16 protein-coding genes and 1 pseudogene are annotated in these 18,203 nt (G+C 59.6%); 10 read left to right on the top strand and 7 right to left on the bottom strand.

Annotation, left to right across the window (positions count from 1 at the left end):
- Window positions 1-55: 55 nt before the first annotated feature.
- Window positions 56-1,252 carry a DNA double-strand break repair nuclease NurA gene (locus tag Q0721_RS10570; RefSeq protein ID WP_299029452.1) on the bottom strand — a complete coding sequence of 399 codons (1,197 nt, stop codon included), beginning with the start codon at window positions 1,250-1,252 and terminating at the stop codon, window positions 56-58.
- A gap of 222 nt (window positions 1,253-1,474) precedes the next feature.
- Here Q0721_RS10570 and Q0721_RS10565 point away from each other — a divergent pair, with 222 nt between their 5' ends.
- The gene (locus Q0721_RS10565) at window positions 1,475-1,825 is read left to right on the top strand and encodes a hypothetical protein (protein WP_299029449.1); all 351 of its coding nucleotides are present in this window, start codon (window positions 1,475-1,477) and stop codon (window positions 1,823-1,825) included.
- Window positions 1,826-1,835: 10 nt separating this feature from the next.
- Here Q0721_RS10565 and Q0721_RS10560 read toward each other — a convergent pair whose 3' ends face one another.
- Window positions 1,836-2,030: a twin-arginine translocase TatA/TatE family subunit gene (locus Q0721_RS10560; RefSeq protein WP_299029446.1), complete on the bottom strand. Its 195-nt coding sequence runs from the start codon at window positions 2,028-2,030 to the stop codon at window positions 1,836-1,838.
- Window positions 2,031-2,074: 44 nt separating this feature from the next.
- Entirely contained in the window at window positions 2,075-2,818 is a 744-nt protein-coding gene (gene tatC / locus Q0721_RS10555; protein ID WP_299029441.1) for a twin-arginine translocase subunit TatC, read from the bottom strand.
- 163 nt (window positions 2,819-2,981) lie between these two features.
- Here tatC and Q0721_RS10550 point away from each other — a divergent pair, with 163 nt between their 5' ends.
- Window positions 2,982-3,842: a DegV family protein gene (locus Q0721_RS10550; RefSeq protein ID WP_299029437.1), complete on the top strand. Its 861-nt coding sequence runs from the start codon at window positions 2,982-2,984 to the stop codon at window positions 3,840-3,842.
- Here Q0721_RS10550 and Q0721_RS10545 read toward each other — a convergent pair.
- Window positions 3,824-4,516: an HAD family phosphatase gene (locus Q0721_RS10545; protein WP_299029434.1), complete on the bottom strand. Its 693-nt coding sequence runs from the start codon at window positions 4,514-4,516 to the stop codon at window positions 3,824-3,826. The two genes, Q0721_RS10550 and Q0721_RS10545, sit on opposite strands and share 19 nt — an antisense overlap.
- 179 nt (window positions 4,517-4,695) lie before the next feature.
- On the opposite strand from Q0721_RS10545, the gene Q0721_RS10540 reads away from it, so the two are divergent.
- Window positions 4,696-5,427, top strand: coding sequence for a PilZ domain-containing protein (locus tag Q0721_RS10540; protein ID WP_299029432.1), 732 nt, complete (start codon window positions 4,696-4,698; stop codon window positions 5,425-5,427).
- A 6-nt stretch (window positions 5,428-5,433) separates the two neighbouring features.
- On the opposite strand, the gene Q0721_RS10535 is transcribed toward Q0721_RS10540, so the two are convergent.
- Complete coding sequence (locus Q0721_RS10535) at window positions 5,434-6,072, bottom strand: sulfite oxidase-like oxidoreductase (RefSeq protein ID WP_299029429.1); 639 nt, start codon at window positions 6,070-6,072, stop codon at window positions 5,434-5,436.
- Window positions 6,073-6,172: 100 nt separating this feature from the next.
- Window positions 6,173-7,777 (bottom strand): diguanylate cyclase, encoded by a 1,605-nt coding sequence (locus Q0721_RS10530; protein ID WP_299029426.1) that lies wholly within the window; start codon window positions 7,775-7,777, stop codon window positions 6,173-6,175.
- Between the two features lie 333 nt (window positions 7,778-8,110).
- On the opposite strand from Q0721_RS10530, the gene Q0721_RS10525 reads away from it, so the two are divergent.
- The 7 genes from Q0721_RS10525 (at window position 8,111) to Q0721_RS10495 (ending at window position 16,502) form a co-directional block, all read left to right on the top strand.
- Window positions 8,111-8,569 (top strand): iron chaperone, encoded by a 459-nt coding sequence (locus Q0721_RS10525; RefSeq protein ID WP_299029423.1) that lies wholly within the window; start codon window positions 8,111-8,113, stop codon window positions 8,567-8,569.
- Window positions 8,570-9,017: 448 nt separating this feature from the next.
- The gene (locus Q0721_RS10520; RefSeq protein ID WP_299029421.1) at window positions 9,018-10,127 is read left to right on the top strand and encodes a Druantia anti-phage system protein DruA; all 1,110 of its coding nucleotides are present in this window, start codon (window positions 9,018-9,020) and stop codon (window positions 10,125-10,127) included.
- Window positions 10,124-11,275, top strand: coding sequence for a DNA double-strand break repair nuclease NurA (locus tag Q0721_RS10515; RefSeq protein WP_299029418.1), 1,152 nt, complete (start codon window positions 10,124-10,126; stop codon window positions 11,273-11,275). The genes Q0721_RS10520 and Q0721_RS10515 overlap by 4 nt, the downstream gene beginning before the upstream one ends.
- A 4-nt stretch (window positions 11,276-11,279) precedes the next feature.
- A complete protein-coding gene (locus Q0721_RS10510; RefSeq protein ID WP_299029416.1) occupies window positions 11,280-13,094 on the top strand; it encodes a DUF87 domain-containing protein in 1,815 nt (604 codons plus the stop codon).
- A gap of 114 nt (window positions 13,095-13,208) precedes the next feature.
- Complete coding sequence (gene merA / locus Q0721_RS10505) at window positions 13,209-14,642, top strand: mercury(II) reductase (protein ID WP_299029413.1); 1,434 nt, start codon at window positions 13,209-13,211, stop codon at window positions 14,640-14,642.
- A gap of 173 nt (window positions 14,643-14,815) precedes the next feature.
- Window positions 14,816-15,397, top strand: coding sequence for a hypothetical protein (locus Q0721_RS10500; protein WP_299029410.1), 582 nt, complete (start codon window positions 14,816-14,818; stop codon window positions 15,395-15,397).
- A gap of 421 nt (window positions 15,398-15,818) precedes the next feature.
- Window positions 15,819-16,502 (top strand): type II CAAX endopeptidase family protein, encoded by a 684-nt coding sequence (locus Q0721_RS10495; protein WP_299029408.1) that lies wholly within the window; start codon window positions 15,819-15,821, stop codon window positions 16,500-16,502.
- Window positions 16,503-16,609: 107 nt separating this feature from the next.
- Here the strand turns inward: Q0721_RS10495 and Q0721_RS10490 are convergent.
- Window positions 16,610-18,203: pseudogene (locus Q0721_RS10490) on the bottom strand (hypothetical protein); the annotation flags it as partial.

The raw sequence follows: 18,203 nt of genomic DNA, 5'->3' as shown, positions 1-18,203 counted from the left end.
AAGTTCACCGGGAGAAGAAAGCGGTAACCCGTCCGGTAAAGGGACGGTAGACGGCTCAAATTCCTATTGGGCTTCTCCGGCGGGGGGGCTGCAAATCGCGCTTGGACTGTTGCTTGGCAGATTCTTCGCCCACAGCCACGCCTTGGCGCCGCCATTCTTGCTCAATCATCGCCTCCACCGCCTGGCGATCCTGGTAAGTGACCAGGGCCAGTTCGTGGGCACGGGTCAGCACATAAGGGTAGCGGCGGTTGGGGGTGATGCGGGTCTGCTGGAGCAGGACGGCGTGTAAGCTGGCCACTGCCTGCGCGTCGGCAGCCACCCAGCGCGGGATCTCCACGCGCACCACTTTGGGCTGGTCGGTTGTCCCCACGTTCAGGTAGAAGAAATAGAGCCCAAGTTGTCCTCCTTCGTACTCGCGGAAGCGTTCGGCACTGGTGGACTGGATGCCCAAGATGGCCGAGCGCTCACCGGGCTGCAACAGCGCGTTGAAGAGCACCCGGTCGGCCACACCGCGCAGCGGGCGCTCCTGCCCGGCTTGGCGCAGGTCATCCAGCAGGGTCAGTTCCAGCAGGCGCACCACCAGATCGGCCTGGGGTTTATCCACGTAACCCGCCACAATGACGCCGCGAGCCGCCAGCCCGGCCAGCACCTCCAGATACGCTCTGAACAAGGCCTGTAACTCCGCGTCCTCGCGGGGCTGGCGGTAAAGTTCCAGCGGCCCATCGGTCAGGGTGAGGATGGGGGCGGTCGTCTCGCCTTGCACGCGCTCGAGCAGGGCACGGCGCTCGCGCAGATCGCGCTCCAGGGCAAGGCGCTCCTCACTGATTGTCCCAAACTCGTCATAGAGATCCTGGTTGAGCAGCAACTCACTCTGGACGCTCTGCTCCGGCGGGCGGCGGTGGCTCAGGTCGTAGTCAAACAGGCCGATGTTGATCAGCCCGAAAGGGATGCGGTCGTGGCGGCTGGGGTTGGCTTGCGAACCGTCAGCGGCCAGTAGCAGCCCAGTCTCTGGCGGGGGCGGGGCGGTGAAATGGGCGTTCAGCGCTTCCTGCCAGGGCAGGGCACAGCGCAGTGAGGCGTTGTAACGCAGGGCCTGCCGCACCCGCTCTCGGAGCTCCTCCAAGCGCTCCGTCCACGCTTGCAGCGCCTGCCACGCCTGGGCCAGGCGCTCTTGCAGAGCCAGTTGCTCGCGCCGGGCTTCTTCCCCGGCCTGCTGGATCTGACGGTGCACTTGCACAAAATTAATCGTCATTGTCCATCACCCCTTGAACATTTGTACTAATTTTACTGCGTGCCACTCCATATGCAAGCCCGATAACCTTAAAAAATCAGAGGACTGGCCCTGTTCTGGCCCTTTCTCGCGTGCTATAATGAGACCAAGCCTGTACATGGCCTCGCCGGGCATTGTCTCCCTGGCCAGCGGGCGCTATGGAGCCCCCATGCCGACTTTTGGCACCCCCTCATTGGGAAGACGATGGAGATTTTTAACGTTGGCGTCTTAGAGTTAGCCCTGATCCTCTTGTTGGCGTTCATCCTGCTCGGCCCGCAGGGAATGATCCAAACCGCGCGTGATTTAGGCCGCCTGATGCGCAAGATCTTGCACTCCCCCTTGTGGGCCTCCCTGCGCGAGGTGGAACGCGAGGTGCGCCAGGTGCCCACCCGCCTGATCCGCGAAGCCGGCCTGGACGAATTGGAAGCCGAACTGCGCCGCTCCGGCCAGGAAATCCTGCCGCCGCAAGCACCTCCGGCGCCCACTCGTCCCCCCTCACCGCCACAATCGCCCTCTGCAGATCCTCCCCCCGACAACGGTTCAGCCCCCCACTGAGGCCGGCGCTTCACGCGCGGGGCGGGGTCTTGTCCTCCGTTGAGTCAGCCGGCGCCTCAGGGGCGTCCTTCTTCTCCAGGCCCTCGCGAAAGGCGCGGATACCGCTGCCGAGTTCACCGGCAATCTTGGTGATCCGTCCCGGGCCAAACAGCAACAGAATCAGCACCAAAATGATCAGTAATTCGGGTAAACCAGGTCGCCACATGGGTCCACTCTCCTTAGGGGTTCAGATTAGGATTCTAACACACCTTACCGCACCGCCACAAAGGCCAGTAATACGCTCAGACCGTACAGCGCCAGCAACGGCAGCATCAGCAGGGTCATGTTGACCGGATCCGGGGTGGGGGTGATTATCGCCGCCAGAACAGCGATCACGATCACGGCCAGGCGCCACTGCCGCGCCAGCACGCCCGGCGAGACCAGGCGCAACTTGGCCAGCACGAAGACAACCAGCGGCGTCTCAAACGCCACCCCAATCCAGAACAGCAGGTTGGTGACGAAGGCGTAGTAATTGGCCAGGCGCGGCGTAGTGCGGATGCCAATGAAACTGATCAGAAAAGGCAACGCCGCTGGCAGCATCACGAAGTAGGCAAAGAGCACCCCAATGATGAACAGCGCGCTGGCCGCCGGGATGGCGATGAACAGCCCGCGCCGCTCGCGCGGCGTCAACCCGGGCACCACGAAGGCCACCACCTGGTACAAGATGTAGGGCAGGGCAAGGATGAACCCGGCCAGCAGGCTGACGCGCATAAATACGCCAATGTTCTCGGTCACCTCGATGGAAACCAGTTTGTCCACCCCGCCGATCGGACGCGCTAGGATGGCAATCAGGCGCTCGCCAAAGGCAAAACTGATCGAGGTGGTCAGCCCCAAGGCAATCAGCCCTTTGAGCAGGCGTCCGCGCAATTCTTCCAGGTGCTCCCACAGGCTCATCGTCGCCGGGGCTTGGGCCGTCTCCTCCGCGAGAGGCCGGGTATGTGGCTGTGGGGTCATGACAATGCGGATTTTACCACATCCGCGCTCCAAATTGGGACGCCCCTGCCGCGCCCGGCCTGCGGGATATGCCTCGAAGCATGACCGGCGTCATAGCCCCCTCGGGCTAAGCGGGATTAAAATCATCCTAGAACCCATTTCCCTGTTGCCCAAGGAGTATTTGATGACCCACCCCATTGCCCTGATCGCTGACAGCACCTGTGACCTGCCTCCGGAGTGGGTGGAGCGCTATGGAATGCTGATCGTCCCGCAGACGATCATCTTTGGAGAGGAGGTCTTTCTGGATGGGATCACCATGACCCCCACAGCGTTCTACGAAAGGCTGGAGCGCACCGGCGAGCACCCCACCACCTCGCAGCCAACCCCGGAAGCCTTCATGCGTGCCTTTCAGCGGGCGGCTGAGCAAGGTGCTCACGAGGCCCTCACGTTTGTGGTCAGCAGCCACATGAGCGGCACCTACCGCACAGCGCTGCAAGCAGCCGCCGAAGCGCCCCTCCCAGTGCACGTGGTGGATAGTTGCAATAACTCGATGGGCATGGGCTGGCAGATCATGGCCGCCGCCCGCGCCCGCGAGCAGGGTGCAGACGTGGCAGAGATGCTCCAGGCCGCCCAAAAGGTGCGCGAGAGGATGGTTTACTTTGTGGCCCTGGATACGCTGGACTTTCTGCACAAGGGAGGGCGCATCGGTGCCGCAGCGCGCCTGCTGGGTTCCTTGATACAGATCAAGCCACTGGTGTACGTCAAACCCAACGACGGCACGGTCGCGCCTTCCATCCCTGCCCGCTCGCGCGCTGGGGTGATTGAAAACCTCTTCCGCGAGTTCTTCAAGCGCGTGGATACGACACGCCCACTGCACATCGCCGTCTTGCACAACCTCTGCCCAGATGACGCCACAGCGCTAGCCCGCCGGGTCGAGAGCACCTACCACCCGGTGGAGTTAATCATCCGCATCCCCAGCCCGGTGCTGGGTGCCCACACTGGCCCGCGTGCCATCGCCCTCTGCGGCTACGCCGAGCCTGCTTGAGCCGGGTCGTGCCCGTTCACGCGCAGGTGATCTAGCAGCGCAGGCACCTCGGCCAGGGAATGCAGTTGCCAGGTGGCCAGCCGCGCAATCTCCGCCGGCACCGGCTGCACATCCGGGATCAGAATGCAGCGCATCCCCGCGGCATGGGCGGCCTGCACCCCCACGCTGGAATCCTCCAGCACCACGCACGCAGCGGGAGGCAGGCTCAAGCGGCGGGACGCCTCCAGAAACAGGTCGGGGGCGGGTTTGGCCCGCGGGACGTCCTCGCCAGTGACGACAACCTCAAAGAACTCGTGCAGGCCAGCACTGCGCAACTTGGCCTCGGCCATGGCGCGGGAGGTAGAAGACGCCACGGCTTTCGCCAGCCCGCGCCGCGTCACCTCGGCCAGCAGATCGCGGGCGCCGGGCTTGGGCGGCACCCCTTCGCGCCTCAGTGCCTCCATAAAGTGCACCTGGCGTAGGCGGGTCGCCTGCTCAAAAGGGAAGTCCGGCCCGAAAACACGCTCAAACAGCGTGCGCACCTCGCTCTCTGAGCGCCCGATCATTTGCAAAAAAACATCCTCACTCAAGGTGTAGCCGAGTTGGGCAATGACCTCGCTCCAGGAGCGCCGTGAAAGCGGCTCCGAATCCACCAGCAGGCCATCCAGGTCGAAAAGCAGGGCTTTGACGGTCATGGTGAAACTCCTTTGATGTCGCTGATCCAGACGGATTATACCCGCTTTATGCCACCGCCCCCAAATGGCATTCCGACCCCCCTTATTCTCATTTTGTTTTAATCTTTAAGAACACCAAATCAGTACAATGTGTAGATAGAAAAGCGCTTTGAACCCAGGGGATAGAGAAAGAGCAAAGGATGAGTGTAGAAACAGCCAACCCCACCCGCAAACGCGAACCGTTGCTGGCCTTGCGCGCGCTGGCGCTCCAGCAACTACCGTTGACGCTGGCGGTGCCCTACAAGGGACTGGTGCTCGAGCAGACCCTCCAGCCGCGCGCGGTAACTGAGCAGGGGGTGTCCTTACCGCCTCCCAAGCCCCAGGTGTGTGCTGCCATTTACCAGACGGCCTACCTGCACAGTCGCTTTCTACCCGCCACCGTGCGCGGCCATGTGCAGTGGCTGATGGAGGCAGATTGTGCCCTGCACCTAACCCATTTGCGTTTCCTGGCAACACCGTGGCGTCCGCGCTATGAAGCACGGGTACAGCCCGAGGGCAATTTCCCCGTCACCGTGTGGGTCAACCGCTTGCCCTTCCAGGCCCTGATGACGGATTTGAGCGTGCACGGGATAGGGCTGCTCTTCGACAGTCTGGTGGAGACCCCGCCGGCCAACCTGGCGCCGGGGTTGAAGTTCGACGTGACGCTGCAACTGGCCCGCCAGCACTGCATCACCGTGGCGGGCGAGGTCGCCCACGCCCGCCGCCAGCAGGACCACCTGTGGCAGATTGGGGCGCGCCTTTTCCCCACGCTCGAGCAACAGCGCTGGCTGGACCTTTATGTGGCCGAACGGCGGGTGGCCATTTTCACCGAATTAGAGCAACGTGCCCGCGAACTGCGCGAAATCGGGCCGAGCCTGGGCCTGTACTTTTAGCCACCTTCAGGCGTAACGCTGTTCCTGCCACACATCGGCTTCGTTGTGGTAGCCGGCCTGCTCCCAGAAGCCGGGGCGATCTTCGGCCAAGAATTCCAACCCGCGCAGCCACTTGGCCCCCTTCCAGAAGTAGGGCACCTTGAGATCATCCCGCCCCGGGATGGCGCCCACCACCCCGCGCAGGGGGAAGCCGTGTTCAGGGGTGAGCGGCTCGCCGTTGTAGTGGGTGGCCAGCAAGAAATTCTCCGCCAGCACCACCTCCAGTGGCAGGTTGGCGGTAAAGCCGTATTCGGCGTGCTGCAGTACGTAGCGCGCCGTGGGCTTGAGTTTAAGCAATCCCAGGTCTATCAGGGTGCGCACGCTAACCCCCTCCCACACCGTGTCCAGTTTGCTCCAGCGGGTGACGCAGTGGATATCCAAGGTCACCCGGGTACGGGGCAGGCGGTTAAACTCCTCCCAGGTGAAACGCAGGGGCTGCTCCACCTCACCCCAGATGCGAAAATCCCATGCGCTCAGGTCCACGCGGGGGATGGGCCCGTAGTGCAGCACCGGGAAGCGCTGGGTAAGCGCCTGGCCGGGCGGCAGACGGCGCTCGGCACGCTTTTCTTGCTCAACCGCTTTACGTCGAAAGATATCCTCAGTCATTGCCTTTTCTCCTGGCCTGAATTATATCCACAAGGTCAGAATAAAGGAAACGGTTGCCCAAGGTTGGCCCAGAGGCGCGCCACTGTAGCCCCCACCGGTGTTAAGCCACCCCCGCTTGGGCCTGCGGGTCAGCGGGTGAGGCGTAGGTAATCCACTCAGTTTCAATGGTGTTGCCACCCCGCCGCTTGGCGCGGTAGAGCGCGCGGTCAGCCCGCTCCACCAGTTGCTCCAGGTTCAGCCTGCACCTGGCCTCGCTCACCACCACCCCCACGCTGACCGTGCTCATGATCGCCCAGCCGCCCACCTCAATGGGGCGTTCGGCGACCTCACGCTGAATGCGCCGGGTGATCCCCGCCACGTCTTCCGGCGTCACCCCCGGCAGGATGGCCATCAGTTCATCCCCGCCGATGCGTCCCAGCGTGTCCGTCGCCCGCAGCGCGCCCTGGATACGCCGGCAAATCTCCACCAGCACTGCGTCCCCAATCGGATGACCACAGGCATCGTTAATGGCCTTGAAGTGGTCAATATCCAGTTCCAGCAGTGCCAGCGGCTGGTAGGAAGCCTGGTGGTGCGCCAGCGCCCGCTCGGCCACCTGCAAGAACATGCGCCGGTTGAAAAGCCCCGTTAGGGGATCCGTTTGGGCCTCCTGCTCAACCGCCTGGAGGTAGCGCATCCGCTCAGTCTGATCGCTCAGCGTCACCACGTAGCCCAACAGGCGCCCGCGTGGGTGGAGCAGGCGGGTGATCCGCATCTCGTAATAGGTTGGCGCGGCCGCCTCGGTTTCGCGCAAGCAGAGATCCTCGTAGGTCGGCGCCTCACCGGTGGGCAACCGGCTGGCAGGCCAGAAGGGCAACACCACATCCGCCGGCTGCCCCGCCCAGGCCACCCGCTCCAGGCTAAAGAGGCGCTGCGCCGTCCGATTGAGATCCACCACGCGCTGCTGCGCATCCAGCACCACCACCCCCTCACTCAGGTGATCGAAGACGGCCTGGCGGGCCATCGGCGTCACCCCCAGCCAATCGTAGCGTAGCACCGTTCCCCCGATGATCCCCCCGGCCAGGAGGTATCCCAGCGGGGTGATCGCCTGCTGCGCGCGCGGCAACACGACGATCAGATCCACCAGGTTGAAGAGCAGCGGGAGCAACGCCCCAAATACGATCCAGCGCGCCTGCCAGCGGTAGGGCCAGCGGGTGCTGCCTTGGGTGCGCAGAATCCAATAGGCCCCTGCCAGCATCAGCGCGTAGGAGTAAGCCAGGTGCACCCAGAACCATGCGCCGTACTGGGTTACCTGGAGAAGCACCCAGCGCCCCTCTTCAATCAGGCGGTACGCCGCCCAGATCAGCCCATGCAGGGGATTGGTCAGCACCAGCAGGAAACTCAGCACGGGGATCACACCGAAGAGCCAGGCACGCGTTGGCTGCAACCAGGCCCGCTGGCCGCTGTAATCCAGGGCGAAGAACAGCCACAGCACCGGCAGGGCAACCAGGAAGGCGTATTGGAATTGGGCCCCCAGGCGCGCGACCGCCGGTGAAGCCACCGCCACGGTGAGCCCATGAGTCAACAGCAGGCCGGCCCCGCCCACCAGAAACCAGAACAACGTGAGGGGGATGCGCTGCGAGGGGGTGCGCAGGTTGAGCGCCAGCACATAGAGCAGCAGCCCCTCTGCCACCCCTGCCAGGATCAAAAAGAAAAGGTAGACACTCATCCCTGCCCGCTCACACCACCCAAAGGTACAGACATTGTACACCCAAAGCGCCCACTGCGTTGACCCCAGATTGAGGCGACCGCGCCCATCCCCTGAAGGCTTGGGCATCTCCCCGCACGATAGATCACGGCAGAGCACCGCTGGGGTTTCTGGCAGAGGGACAGGGGTAGACCCAGGCGACAGGGGCCCGCCAGAAGGCCCAGAAGCACGAAAACAATCGCGCGGGTAGGGTAGGGCGGGAACAAAAACAGGATATAATGGATCTTTGTTTGCGTATTTCACCGGCACGGCGTGCCAATGCTGGAAAGATAGCACGACCCCCAGGAGGTGCACATGTCCCCTCGTAAACCTGCTTCGCCCTCTGCCCCTGCAGAGCAGGCGTTCACCCCCGCAGAGCGCGCGGCCATGCGTGAACGGGCAGCCGAATCGCGAGCCGCCCATACCAGCAAACTGGAAGGCGAGAGCGTGGTGCGCGCTAAGATCGCTGCGATGCCCGAGCCCGAGCGCACAATGGCCTTACGCCTGCATGACCTCATCATGACCACAGCGCCAGATCTCGTCCCGCGGTTGTGGTACGGCATGCCGGCCTATGCCCAAGCCGGGAAGGTGGTGTGCTTCTTCCAAAGCGCGCAAAAATTCAAAACGCGCTACGCCACCCTCGGCTTCACCGATGCAGCGCACCTGGATGAGGGCGCGATGTGGCCCACCGCCTTTGCGTTGCTGGCATTGACCTCCGCCGAAGAAGAACGAATCGTGGCCCTAGTGCGCAAGGCGGTCAGCCTGAGTGCATAATGGAGAGCCTTGGGCCCCATGTTGCGCGCCCCTGCGTTTAGGTAAAAAAACCGATGTGCACAGCAGCCAACAGTATGGTGATTACAAGTGACCAAACGGCTCTTAAGACACCCCCAAGGTGCCAGGGTTGACCGAGCACAGCCTTGCCTGACGGAGTGCTCCCGGAGCGTAATATGGCTTGCGGTGCACGGCCTGGTGGGGCTGGTACACCCTCTTTTGAGCAATTGATTAAGCCCCAAAGCGGCTCAACCCATGAACTTGGAAGTAAAATAAAATTAAAAATCCGGTCTCAGCAGATGGCGTGTGCCAATCTGGCATCATTGTACCCAACAGGATGTTTAGTCGGAGTGAGGACACGGTAAAACGACGACCTATCGAGACTCCATCCCTTCGCAGACGGAACCCGACAAAGGCTGAAAGCGTGGACGCAAAAGGATTAAGGCAACTTGTGCTTGAGCGACTCAAAGAGCTCGGGTTCGCAATCACCGAGGAGGGTACGTTATGGTCTCCTTGGGTGGATAAGGAGCGTCTGCGGCAGATCCACAGGCCCTCTTCGCAACTCGAAATTATGGCGCGTCAGGATTGGCTGCGGCGATATCTCCCTCAATATCTCCCCTTCTTCGCTGATGGTGACGAGATCACGCCGGAGCGGATTGACCCTGCCCTGGTCGAAGTGACCACCGAGCAACACCACAATCTCTTTCGCGTGGCCCGACTGCTCTGGTCCATCCCATTCTCCAAGGGTTACGGCCGTCGCTTGAGGTTTCTGGTGGTTGACCGCTCCAATGGAAAACTCATCGGCCTGCTGGCCCTGCAGTCCCCTCCTCTCAGTTTTCCGGCGCGGGATCGCCTGTTTCGCTATCCCCCTGGCAAGAAGACCGAACTGGTCAATCAGACCATGGACATTCAAACCTTGGGGGCTGTACCGCCCTACGATCGCTTATTAGGCGGAAAGCTTATTGGGCTGGTAGCTGCCTCTAATGAGATTCGCCAAGCGTATTGGCGCAAGTACGCCGGACGTGCAACCGAGATGGAAGGGCGCATCTTGCCGCCTCATCTCGTTGCCCTGACCACCACCAGCGCTTTTGGGCGGAGCAGCCTGTATAACCGCCTGCGCTATCACGGAATGGCCATCGCCGAGTCCCTTGGTTACACAGAAGGTTATGGCACGTTTCACCTGATGGAATTCTATCCGTTGTTCCGCGAATTCCTGGAAAGCCAGGGAATTTCAACACGTGGTGGCTTCGGCACCGGCCCACGCCGGAAATGGCAAACCATGGTGCGCGCATTGGAATACTTAGGCCTCCCATCCGATTGGCTGCGTCACGGCGTGAAGCGGGAAGTGTTTCTCTTCCGCTTGGTGGAGAACCTGGAAGCCTACATGGAAGGGCGTGAAACCGAACCGGTCTACCGCAACCTCCCATTCTCGGAATTAGTGGCCTGGTGGCGCGAACGCTGGTTGCTGCCGCGCGCAGAACGCGTGGATGGATGGCGAGAGTGGCGTAAAGAGGGAATCAAGAGCCTGCTGCTACTTGAACAGGACAAGGTTGCGAAATGATGGAATCCGCCGAACGTCCCTTTGGTGAACTCCCCGCCGCACTGGTTGATGAGATCCTCAGACGCACCGAGGATCTTAGCCAGAAGTTGCTAGCCGATTTTGAGCAGATCCGTGCTCGTCGCCAAGAATGGCGCACTGGCCTTGAACAGGCGGGGTTACTGCGCCGTGATGCCGAACTTCCCTACATGCCCATCCCAACCACCTGCGGGGTGGATGGCGCCTACGCCGTAGAGCGACTGTTGGCGAGCGATTTGGTCGCTGCGGCTGCTGTGGCGGTGGAGGGGCTAACCCCGCCTTCGGAAACACGCCATTGGCCAGAGCCCCGTCATCTTGTCTGGGTGGAGACAGAGGTTCACGAGGCCGAAACTAGCACAATCCTCCGCGCCCTGATGATCGGTATGGAGTTGATGCTGGCCTCACGCGCTCCGCATGAGGTGGTTTTCCTGGATGGCTCTCTCACGACCCCCCTTATCTACTTCAACCAGGCCCTCAATAAAAGCAGGGACACCGCGCATCTGATGACTACACAACAATTTCTGGGTCAAATGGTTTCATTCCTGGAAGTGTACCAGGAAATCCTCGCCTCGGCCCGAAGTGACCGCTGTTGGCTGGCAATACCCAAGTACACGGCGAGACGGGAAATTGGCCAAAAGATGGGTTGGCCCGACAACCACGATGACCGCGGCCTCTTGAGCTTTCTGTTGGAACCGGGTGAATACACGTGCCCCCGGTCACTCCAACCGCCAACCGAGCCCTGGCACTTGAATCTGAACCCACTGGAACCGGCTATTAGGGAAACCACCCATCAGACTGCCGAGAAGATCATCTCATTATTGGGCGAGATCCAGGTTGTTTACTACCGGCCTTATCCCTGGCTGCCAGCCCTCCGGGTAGAGATGAGCCGCGCAGTGGCCGAAAATCAGGCCCGCCTGGCCACCGCACTTCATGGAATCCGTTACCAGTGCGGCGCACCGGCGGTCATGGAACCCTATCCCCTTTATATGGCAGACCGAATGGTAAAGCACCTTTCCAGGGCCATCCCCACCTTTCGACAGGTAACGAGCCAATACATTGCCGAGACCTATCGAGGAAATGTGGGCGAGGTTTTTCTGGGTTTGCATGGCTACCGTACCGAATCAGGAGGGTGAATTTATGCAGGAACACTTAAGTTTGGACCACCTTGTAGATGAGGCAGAACGAATTGGTGTCGTTGGCTCACCATCTTCTACCAGTGAAATAGCGCTAGATATTCTGGCTGGAGCCGTTAATAAGAAACTGGTCGGGGAACTGGCCCTATTCCGCTATCATCAGGATGGCCTTTCCCATTACGCGCTGGGACAGATTACCGAGGTGAAACTGCGCAACGTCTGGCATGAAGACCCTACCATGCGTAGCCTGATCCGTCAGCGTGGGCGGGTAGATACCGTTAGCGAGCGCCAGGATACCCACATGGGAGAGATGACCATCAGCGCTGTGTTCTCGGCGGGGCCCGACGGCTATCGTCCCAGCATCTTGGGCACCGTCCCGGCCACGGGCACGCCCATTCATTTGGTCAATGATGCGACCCTCTCTGAATTGCTCTCGCCCTACCGCGACCAACTGTTCTACCTGGGGCATGTCTACGGTTCAAAGCCTCTTCTGCCGCTTTGGTTCAAGCATTTCGATACCGGTCCGCAGGGCGCTGGGGAGGCCTACCACCTGGGCATCTTTGGAAAGACGGGATCTGGGAAATCGGTGCTGGCTAAGATGATCCTGTTGGCCTATGCTCGTTATCCCAAGATGGCGCTTCTGGTCATTGATCCTCAAGGTGAATTTGCCCAAGAAGCCAGGGGCGAGGCTGTGCCGGGGGAATTCCAATTGCCGATGAAGGAAATCTTGAACCGGCTCGGAAAACCCGTTCAAGTGCATGGGGTGAAAGATCTGGTGCTCGACCGATGGGATCTGTTTGAACAGATTCTCTTGGAATCCGGCTTCTTTCAAAGACTTGGCGTTAAAGCAGTGGAAAACCAGCGTCAGGCCGCAGAGGTCATAAGCGAACAACTGCAAAAAGACGACATACGCCTCGCCAGTTTGCATAAGAAGGAGAGCTTCAGAAAGGTCTGGGAGCACTTGCAGGAAGAGCGTATCTTGGTGCGATTCTACGGTTCGAAAGAGGCCAGGGAACGAGTACGTCAGCAAATGGCTGACACCAATCCGAACGACTTATATCAAACAGTTTGGCTTCCCGTTACACAACTGTTTCGCGAGGATCGGCCAGGAGCGCAAAAAGTAGAGCACCTACTTGCTCGTCTGTTTGCCCCTGACCAAGATCAGCGGCCTCTCGTTGTCATAGACCTGTCGGTGGAACAAGCGACTCAAACTCCTGGCAGTTTGAATACGCTCCCTCTGTTTGGTGGGGATCAATCCCAACCTCAAAGTACCCCGTTGTTCTGGAATGAGATGATTCAAGCGCTGGTGATTAAACGCTTGCTGGAAGGCATTCGCACCGCGGCAGAATACGCCTACAAACAGAACCGCAGCCTCAATACGCTGGTGCTGATAGATGAAGCCCATCGCCTCGCCCCCCGTGAGGAGCCCGAAAACGAGGAAAAGAAAGCCGTACGGGGCATCCTCATTGATGCGGCACGCACCACGCGCAAATACGGGGTCGGGTGGTTGTTCATCAGCCAGACCCTCTCCAGTTTGCATCGTGAGATCTTAGAACAACTGCGCATCTTTTTCTTCGGCTTCGGCCTGGGAATGGGGGCGGAGTTCAAAGCGTTGAGCGAACTGGTAGGGGGGCGTAGCAAAGCCCTCGACCTTTATCAATTGTTCCGAGATCCCCATTCATCGTTCGACACCGCTGGCAGGGAATATTCCTTTATGACCATCGGTCCTGTCTCACCACTCTCGTTTGCCGGGACACCGTTGTTCTTTAATGCCTTTAATACGGTCAAGGCGTTCCTGAATGCCAACAAACTGGGGTAGCAAGCGCCACCTAACACTGCATGAAGCCGGTAGCAGGTCTCGGCTTATCACGGGCCCTCAGGCCGCTTCTTGTACGCTTCAACCGTAGGAACACCCTGAAAGGGTAAGGATACAATGAGCGGTTCATTTGATCTGGTTATTTTGGGCTCAGGCTCCACCGCCTTTGCCGCTGCCATTCGCGCTGCGGAACTAGGGAAGACCGCCGCCATGACCGAAATGCGGACCCTGGGCGGAACCTGCGTTAATCGCGGCTGTTTGCCGAGCAAGAATCTCATCGAGGCGGCGCGCATTGTCTGGGAAGCAGCGCACCCGCGGTACCCGGGGCTCAAACCTGTCAAAATGGAGGTGGACTTCGCCGAACTCATCGCGCAAAAACAGGAAGTTGTCGCAGTTTACCGCGGCAAAAAGTATCAATCCATCCTGACCCATGAGAAAAACATTCAGGTGTTCGATGGCAGCGCCGAACTGCTAGACGCGCACACCGTCCGCGTGGGGGAGATCACGCTACGCGGCGAGCACATTCTCGTCGCAACGGGGACGCGCCCTGTCATTCCGCCCATTGAAGGGCTTGACCGCGTCCCGTACCTCACCTCGGATTTGTTAACTGTTAATGAGGGCATAGAATTGACCGAATTACCCGAGTCGCTCATAATCCTTGGTGGGGGTTACATCGCGCTTGAACTAGGACAGATGTTTCACCGCTTCGGGACGCACGTCACCATTTTAGAGCGGAGTCCGGTCATCTTACCGCGCTATGAGCCAGAGGTCTCCAGCATGCTGACGTTTCTCCTGCGTAAGGAAGGCGTGAACATCGTCACTGCCGCGCAGGTAAGGCGCATTTTGCAAACATCCCCCAACGGAATTGAAGTGTTGGCGAGCGTAAATGGCAAGCCCCAAACCTTTAGCGCGCAGAAATTGCTCATCGCTACGGGCCGAGAGCCAAACACCCATGGTATCGGCCTGGAAAAGGTTGGCGTGGAATTGGATGAGCACGGATTTGTGCAGGTTAACGATGAACTGCAAACCAGCGTCCCAAACCTCTGGGCCGCAGGTGACGTGATCGGGAACCATGCCGACAGCCAGATGGCTACCCCGGTCGGCGCCCACGATGGCGTCATCGCGGCGATGAACGCGTTGACAGAGGCCCATCGGAAAGTGGATCACCGGGTCATCCCGCGCACGATCTTTACCGATCCACAGGTGGCCATGGTCGGGCAAACCGACGCGGAAGCCGTCAGTTCAGGCATCCGTTGCTGGTGCGGCACCATCCCGCTGGAACTCGTTCCGCGTGCGGGAGCGACCCATCAAACCGATGGCCTCGCCAAAATCGTCATTAACCGAACCACACGCGAAGTTGTGGGCGTCTCCTTGGTGATGCCCAACGCGAGTGAAGTCATCCACGAAGCAGCGATGGCGCTACGCTTTCACGCCAAACTGGAGGACTTTATCGACATGATCCACGTCTACCCCACAATGGCGGAGGCGTTGAAGATCGCGGCAATTTCGTATTTCAAAGATCCAGCCAGGCTTTCATGTTGTGCCGAGTAGAAGTCGGAAGCATGAAAGTCCGCTCCACCTGCGCTTCTAGCCCACTTCACTCGGCTCAGGGCAAGGCGGCACGAGCACAGGCAAAGCGCGAGTGTCGGCAGACACCTATTGACACCCAAGACAGGCTGTTGGGTGTATGATTCTTAGAACACCCCCGCATGGAGCGCTTGACTATGAAAGATCGTCTGGCACGTTGGGTATCCATTCTATTTGACAGTTCCGTGCTCTCCATACCCATCTTTTTGGTTTTTGGGTGGATTGAAGCCGGCATATCTGGCTTGGGCTGGGCCATCCTCATCCTTGCTATTGTGACGGGCATTCCATTAGCCTATTTGTTAATTGGCATTCGGCGCGGTTGGGTTAGTGATTTGGAAATGAGCAGACGCTCCGAACGCCCGCGCTTTATTTTGATCAGTTTGAGTAGTGACGTGCTCGCCCTCCTGATGCTTCGCACGCTACACGGACCGCATTTGTTGAGCCTCATCGTTCTGACTTACTTTTGTCTTGCCGTGATCATGTTGACCATCTCCAATTTTTGGAAGATCAGTTTGCACATGGCTGGCGTGGGTGGCTTTGCTACTGCACTGGTGTACGTTTTTGGGGCCCCTGCAGTAGGGGCTTTTTTGAGCCTGCCGCTGGTGGCTTGGGCACGTCTGCAGCGTCGAAAACATACACCTGCGCAGTTAGTGGCTGGAGCCATAGCAGGAATATGGGTTACCATCTTAACATTTGGTTGGATAGGGAAGTGGTTTTAGTCGCGTAGGAGCGCAACCCAGAAAACCCACTCAACACCGTTTGCCAAGCATGTGTCAGCGGCTCGTTCGTCCGACCGGAAGGTTGGCCACATCAGCCTGGGGGTGGACCTGAGTAGCAGGATTCCACCCCGTTCTTGGGTGTCTTCCACGGCTGGGTTGTCTTCTGCGCTCAAGCACCGTCTACGCCCGCCTACGAGCCAATAAGGTAAACCATTCGGTGCGGGGGAGCGGGCACAAGTTTCGAAAACTTTGACAGATCGAACCTTCAGCTTCCATGTATAATATTCGGCTGGGGGGTCACGAATTGCATCAGGTGCCATCATCTAATAAGGATTGGCGATAGAGTTAGAGACACAGCCAAGGAAGACCTCGTGTCTTTGCTGAGCAACCTAACAGTCCATCATTTTCGGGAGCAGATGCAATGCGTACAAAACAACGGATGGCAACTTTTGTCGGTTTGTTCGTAGCCTTGGGACTGCCTTTTGTGATCAATGCGCTGGGCCTGCTATTTGGCGCGCAACGTGAAGGTGCACTAACCCCCTCACGAGCGCGCCTTCTCATCATAGAAGAATGGGCGGTCACCCTTATCCTGTTAGCAATTCTCTTGTTTTGGGAAAAACAACCCTTAACATCTATCGGCTTTAAGAAGATGTCGTGGCAGGATGTGGGGTGGGGGCTAGTGGGGTTCGTGGTTGGCGCGTTTTCGTTTGTGGCAACAACGCCCATTGTCACTGCACTGGGCTTGGGCACCACCTCGGGGGGGATAAACCAACTGGCAGAAATCCCCCTAGGGCTGCGCATAGGGGTTGTCCTCACAGCAGGCATTACAGAAGAAATCCTCTCTCGCGGCTACCCAATCGAGCGCCTGTACGCCTTGACCCATCGCCTTGGTCTAAGCGCCTTGATCGCCTATGCGGCCTTTGTACTGCTGCACATTCCCTTCTGGGGACTTGGGGGCACCCTTCAGATCGGGGTATGGAGCATTGTGGTTACCCTTTTGTATGTCAAGCGCCGTAATTTGCCCGCGTGCATATTGATGCACATTTTGAATGATGCCTATGCATTTATTCTATTGCCCATGATGTTCGCTCAATACCTGCCATAGGGGAGAAATGCTGCCGCCCCACCGCTCACTTACTTGGCTCCCCTGGCTTCCCCCGGACGAGCCTTCTGCAGCGCCGCTGGAGCGCGGGCGGTTGAGCGGTCTGTTCATTACCGCATCACCGCCGGGATGAACACGCGGAAGTTATCCACCGTGGTGGTCAGGGTGACCGTCCAGCAGGCGCGGGGGTCATGGCTGGAGCAGACGGTGACCTGATCCTGCTTGGAGTGCCCTACGCTCACCCCGCTCGACGGCACTCGCACTTGCACCTGCACCACACGTGGATCAGCGCTGTTAGGCTGCACACTGCTTAGCGTGGTCGGGAACGCCGTGATCCATGAGCCATTAGTTCGATTGGGGTCGCTTAACACCAGATCTTCGGCCAGGTCGCCGGCGTTCTCCACCGTGAAGGTGTAGGTCACCGTGCTGCCCGGCGTGCCACTAGCGCTCAGCTCGGCGGAGTCGGCCGTGACGCCGTAATACGCCGTCTTGGCCCGCACACCAATGCGCACCTTGCGCGGGCTGTCGCTCAGTTGGCGCTTGACCGCGATTTCAACCTCCCCGGTGTACTCGGTATCTGGCACCGCGCCGCCGTTGAACCTGACGGTGAACGTACAATACTCACCGCGCTTATACGGGTTCTGGGTATTTAGAGAACAGTCATGCCTGAATGTAAAGGTTTCCAGCGGAGCACTTTGCGGCTGAGTTAGCCGGAACTGCACATCGCTCACGTACAGATCCCCCAGGAAACGCACCGTGAAGGTCTTGGCTTCTCCGCCGGTGCTCAGGTGCAAGGTGCCCCAATCCCAGTAGGTCGGCTGCACGTTGGGGTTGCCGGGCGGGTTGCCCATATCCCGCAGGTAAATTTGGAGCACGTTTTGATAGATCCGAGTATCGTTGTTAAGGTCCAGGTCGGCGTAGGAGGCAAAGAAGGCGAACTGGCCAGTCGCCGAAAGCCCCGCGTACACCGAATCCGGCGCACCTTGCTGACCGTTCGAAGTTAGCGAGACCCGCCAGGTCTGCTGGGCATTCCAATCGTGGGCAAACACATCCGGGCAACTGGTGGTCGGCACCCCCTCAATCCCTTCTCCCTCCGTGTAGGGACACACGTTGTTGGTATCCCCCTCCACCAGGTTGTTGGCGTAGGAGTGGAAACTGATCACCAGCCCATCGCGCGAGATGGAAGGCGCATAGGACGCGTGGTTGGCCAGTGCGGCGGGCTTCAACTCTCCCAGCGGCACCGAGGGCACTGAGACCAGGTAGCGCTGGGTGATTTGCATATATTCGGTTTTTGTGGCATCAAAATTGAAGCGGAAGAGGTAAATATCGCTAAACCCGTTATCGTCGCTGGTCTTGCCGGAGGGCAGGTTTTGCGGCGCCAGGTTGGTGGCGCGGGATTGAAACGCCACCAAGAGGTAAGGTTGGCCATTCTCTTCAACGTAGGCCGCAGCCGGGTATTCGGTCGTCCCGTTGGCAGGTTTGCCGTCGGGGTTCTGCGAGAGCAGGTAAATGCGCACCCCCCCTCGCTGGTCAAACTCATCGTAGATACCGTTCCGGTCGTAATCGCGGTCGAGCAGGAAGATGTTGGCGCGCCGCTCCATCGGGCTGGCGTTGGGGATATCGCTCTGATACTCGCTCGCACTCAGCCCGCAGATCAGGTTGGTGGCGCGCGAGACGAAGAGCAAGAAGCGCCCATCCTGCGCC

Origin of the sequence: uncultured Thermanaerothrix sp. (genome assembly GCF_938028735.1) — a bacterium.
Taxonomy (GTDB): Bacteria; Chloroflexota; Anaerolineae; order Anaerolineales; family Anaerolineaceae; genus Thermanaerothrix.
The sequence above is the reverse complement of the archived record's forward strand: the minus strand, read 5'-3'. Positions and strand labels throughout refer to the sequence as shown.

Excerpts from the sequence above, each read along its gene's own strand:
- Q0721_RS10530 (WP_299029426.1), bottom strand. The coding sequence starts at position 7,777 with ATGAGTGTCTACCTTTTCTTTTTGATCCTGGCAGGGGTGGCAGAGGGG.
- Q0721_RS10500 (WP_299029410.1), top strand. The coding sequence starts at position 14,816 with ATGAAAGATCGTCTGGCACGTTGGGTATCCATTCTATTTGACAGTTCC.
- merA (WP_299029413.1), top strand. The coding sequence starts at position 13,209 with ATGAGCGGTTCATTTGATCTGGTTATTTTGGGCTCAGGCTCCACCGCC.
- Q0721_RS10560 (WP_299029446.1), bottom strand. The coding sequence starts at position 2,030 with ATGTGGCGACCTGGTTTACCCGAATTACTGATCATTTTGGTGCTGATT.
- Q0721_RS10495 (WP_299029408.1), top strand. The coding sequence starts at position 15,819 with ATGCGTACAAAACAACGGATGGCAACTTTTGTCGGTTTGTTCGTAGCC.
- Q0721_RS10535 (WP_299029429.1), bottom strand. The coding sequence starts at position 6,072 with ATGACTGAGGATATCTTTCGACGTAAAGCGGTTGAGCAAGAAAAGCGT.
- Q0721_RS10550 (WP_299029437.1), top strand. The coding sequence starts at position 2,982 with ATGACCCACCCCATTGCCCTGATCGCTGACAGCACCTGTGACCTGCCT.
- Q0721_RS10540 (WP_299029432.1), top strand. The coding sequence starts at position 4,696 with ATGAGTGTAGAAACAGCCAACCCCACCCGCAAACGCGAACCGTTGCTG.
- Q0721_RS10565 (WP_299029449.1), top strand. The coding sequence starts at position 1,475 with ATGGAGATTTTTAACGTTGGCGTCTTAGAGTTAGCCCTGATCCTCTTG.
- Q0721_RS10515 (WP_299029418.1), top strand. The coding sequence starts at position 10,124 with ATGATGGAATCCGCCGAACGTCCCTTTGGTGAACTCCCCGCCGCACTG.
- Q0721_RS10510 (WP_299029416.1), top strand. The coding sequence starts at position 11,280 with ATGCAGGAACACTTAAGTTTGGACCACCTTGTAGATGAGGCAGAACGA.
- Q0721_RS10545 (WP_299029434.1), bottom strand. The coding sequence starts at position 4,516 with ATGACCGTCAAAGCCCTGCTTTTCGACCTGGATGGCCTGCTGGTGGAT.
- Q0721_RS10525 (WP_299029423.1), top strand. The coding sequence starts at position 8,111 with ATGTCCCCTCGTAAACCTGCTTCGCCCTCTGCCCCTGCAGAGCAGGCG.
- tatC (WP_299029441.1), bottom strand. The coding sequence starts at position 2,818 with ATGACCCCACAGCCACATACCCGGCCTCTCGCGGAGGAGACGGCCCAA.
- Q0721_RS10570 (WP_299029452.1), bottom strand. The coding sequence starts at position 1,252 with ATGACGATTAATTTTGTGCAAGTGCACCGTCAGATCCAGCAGGCCGGG.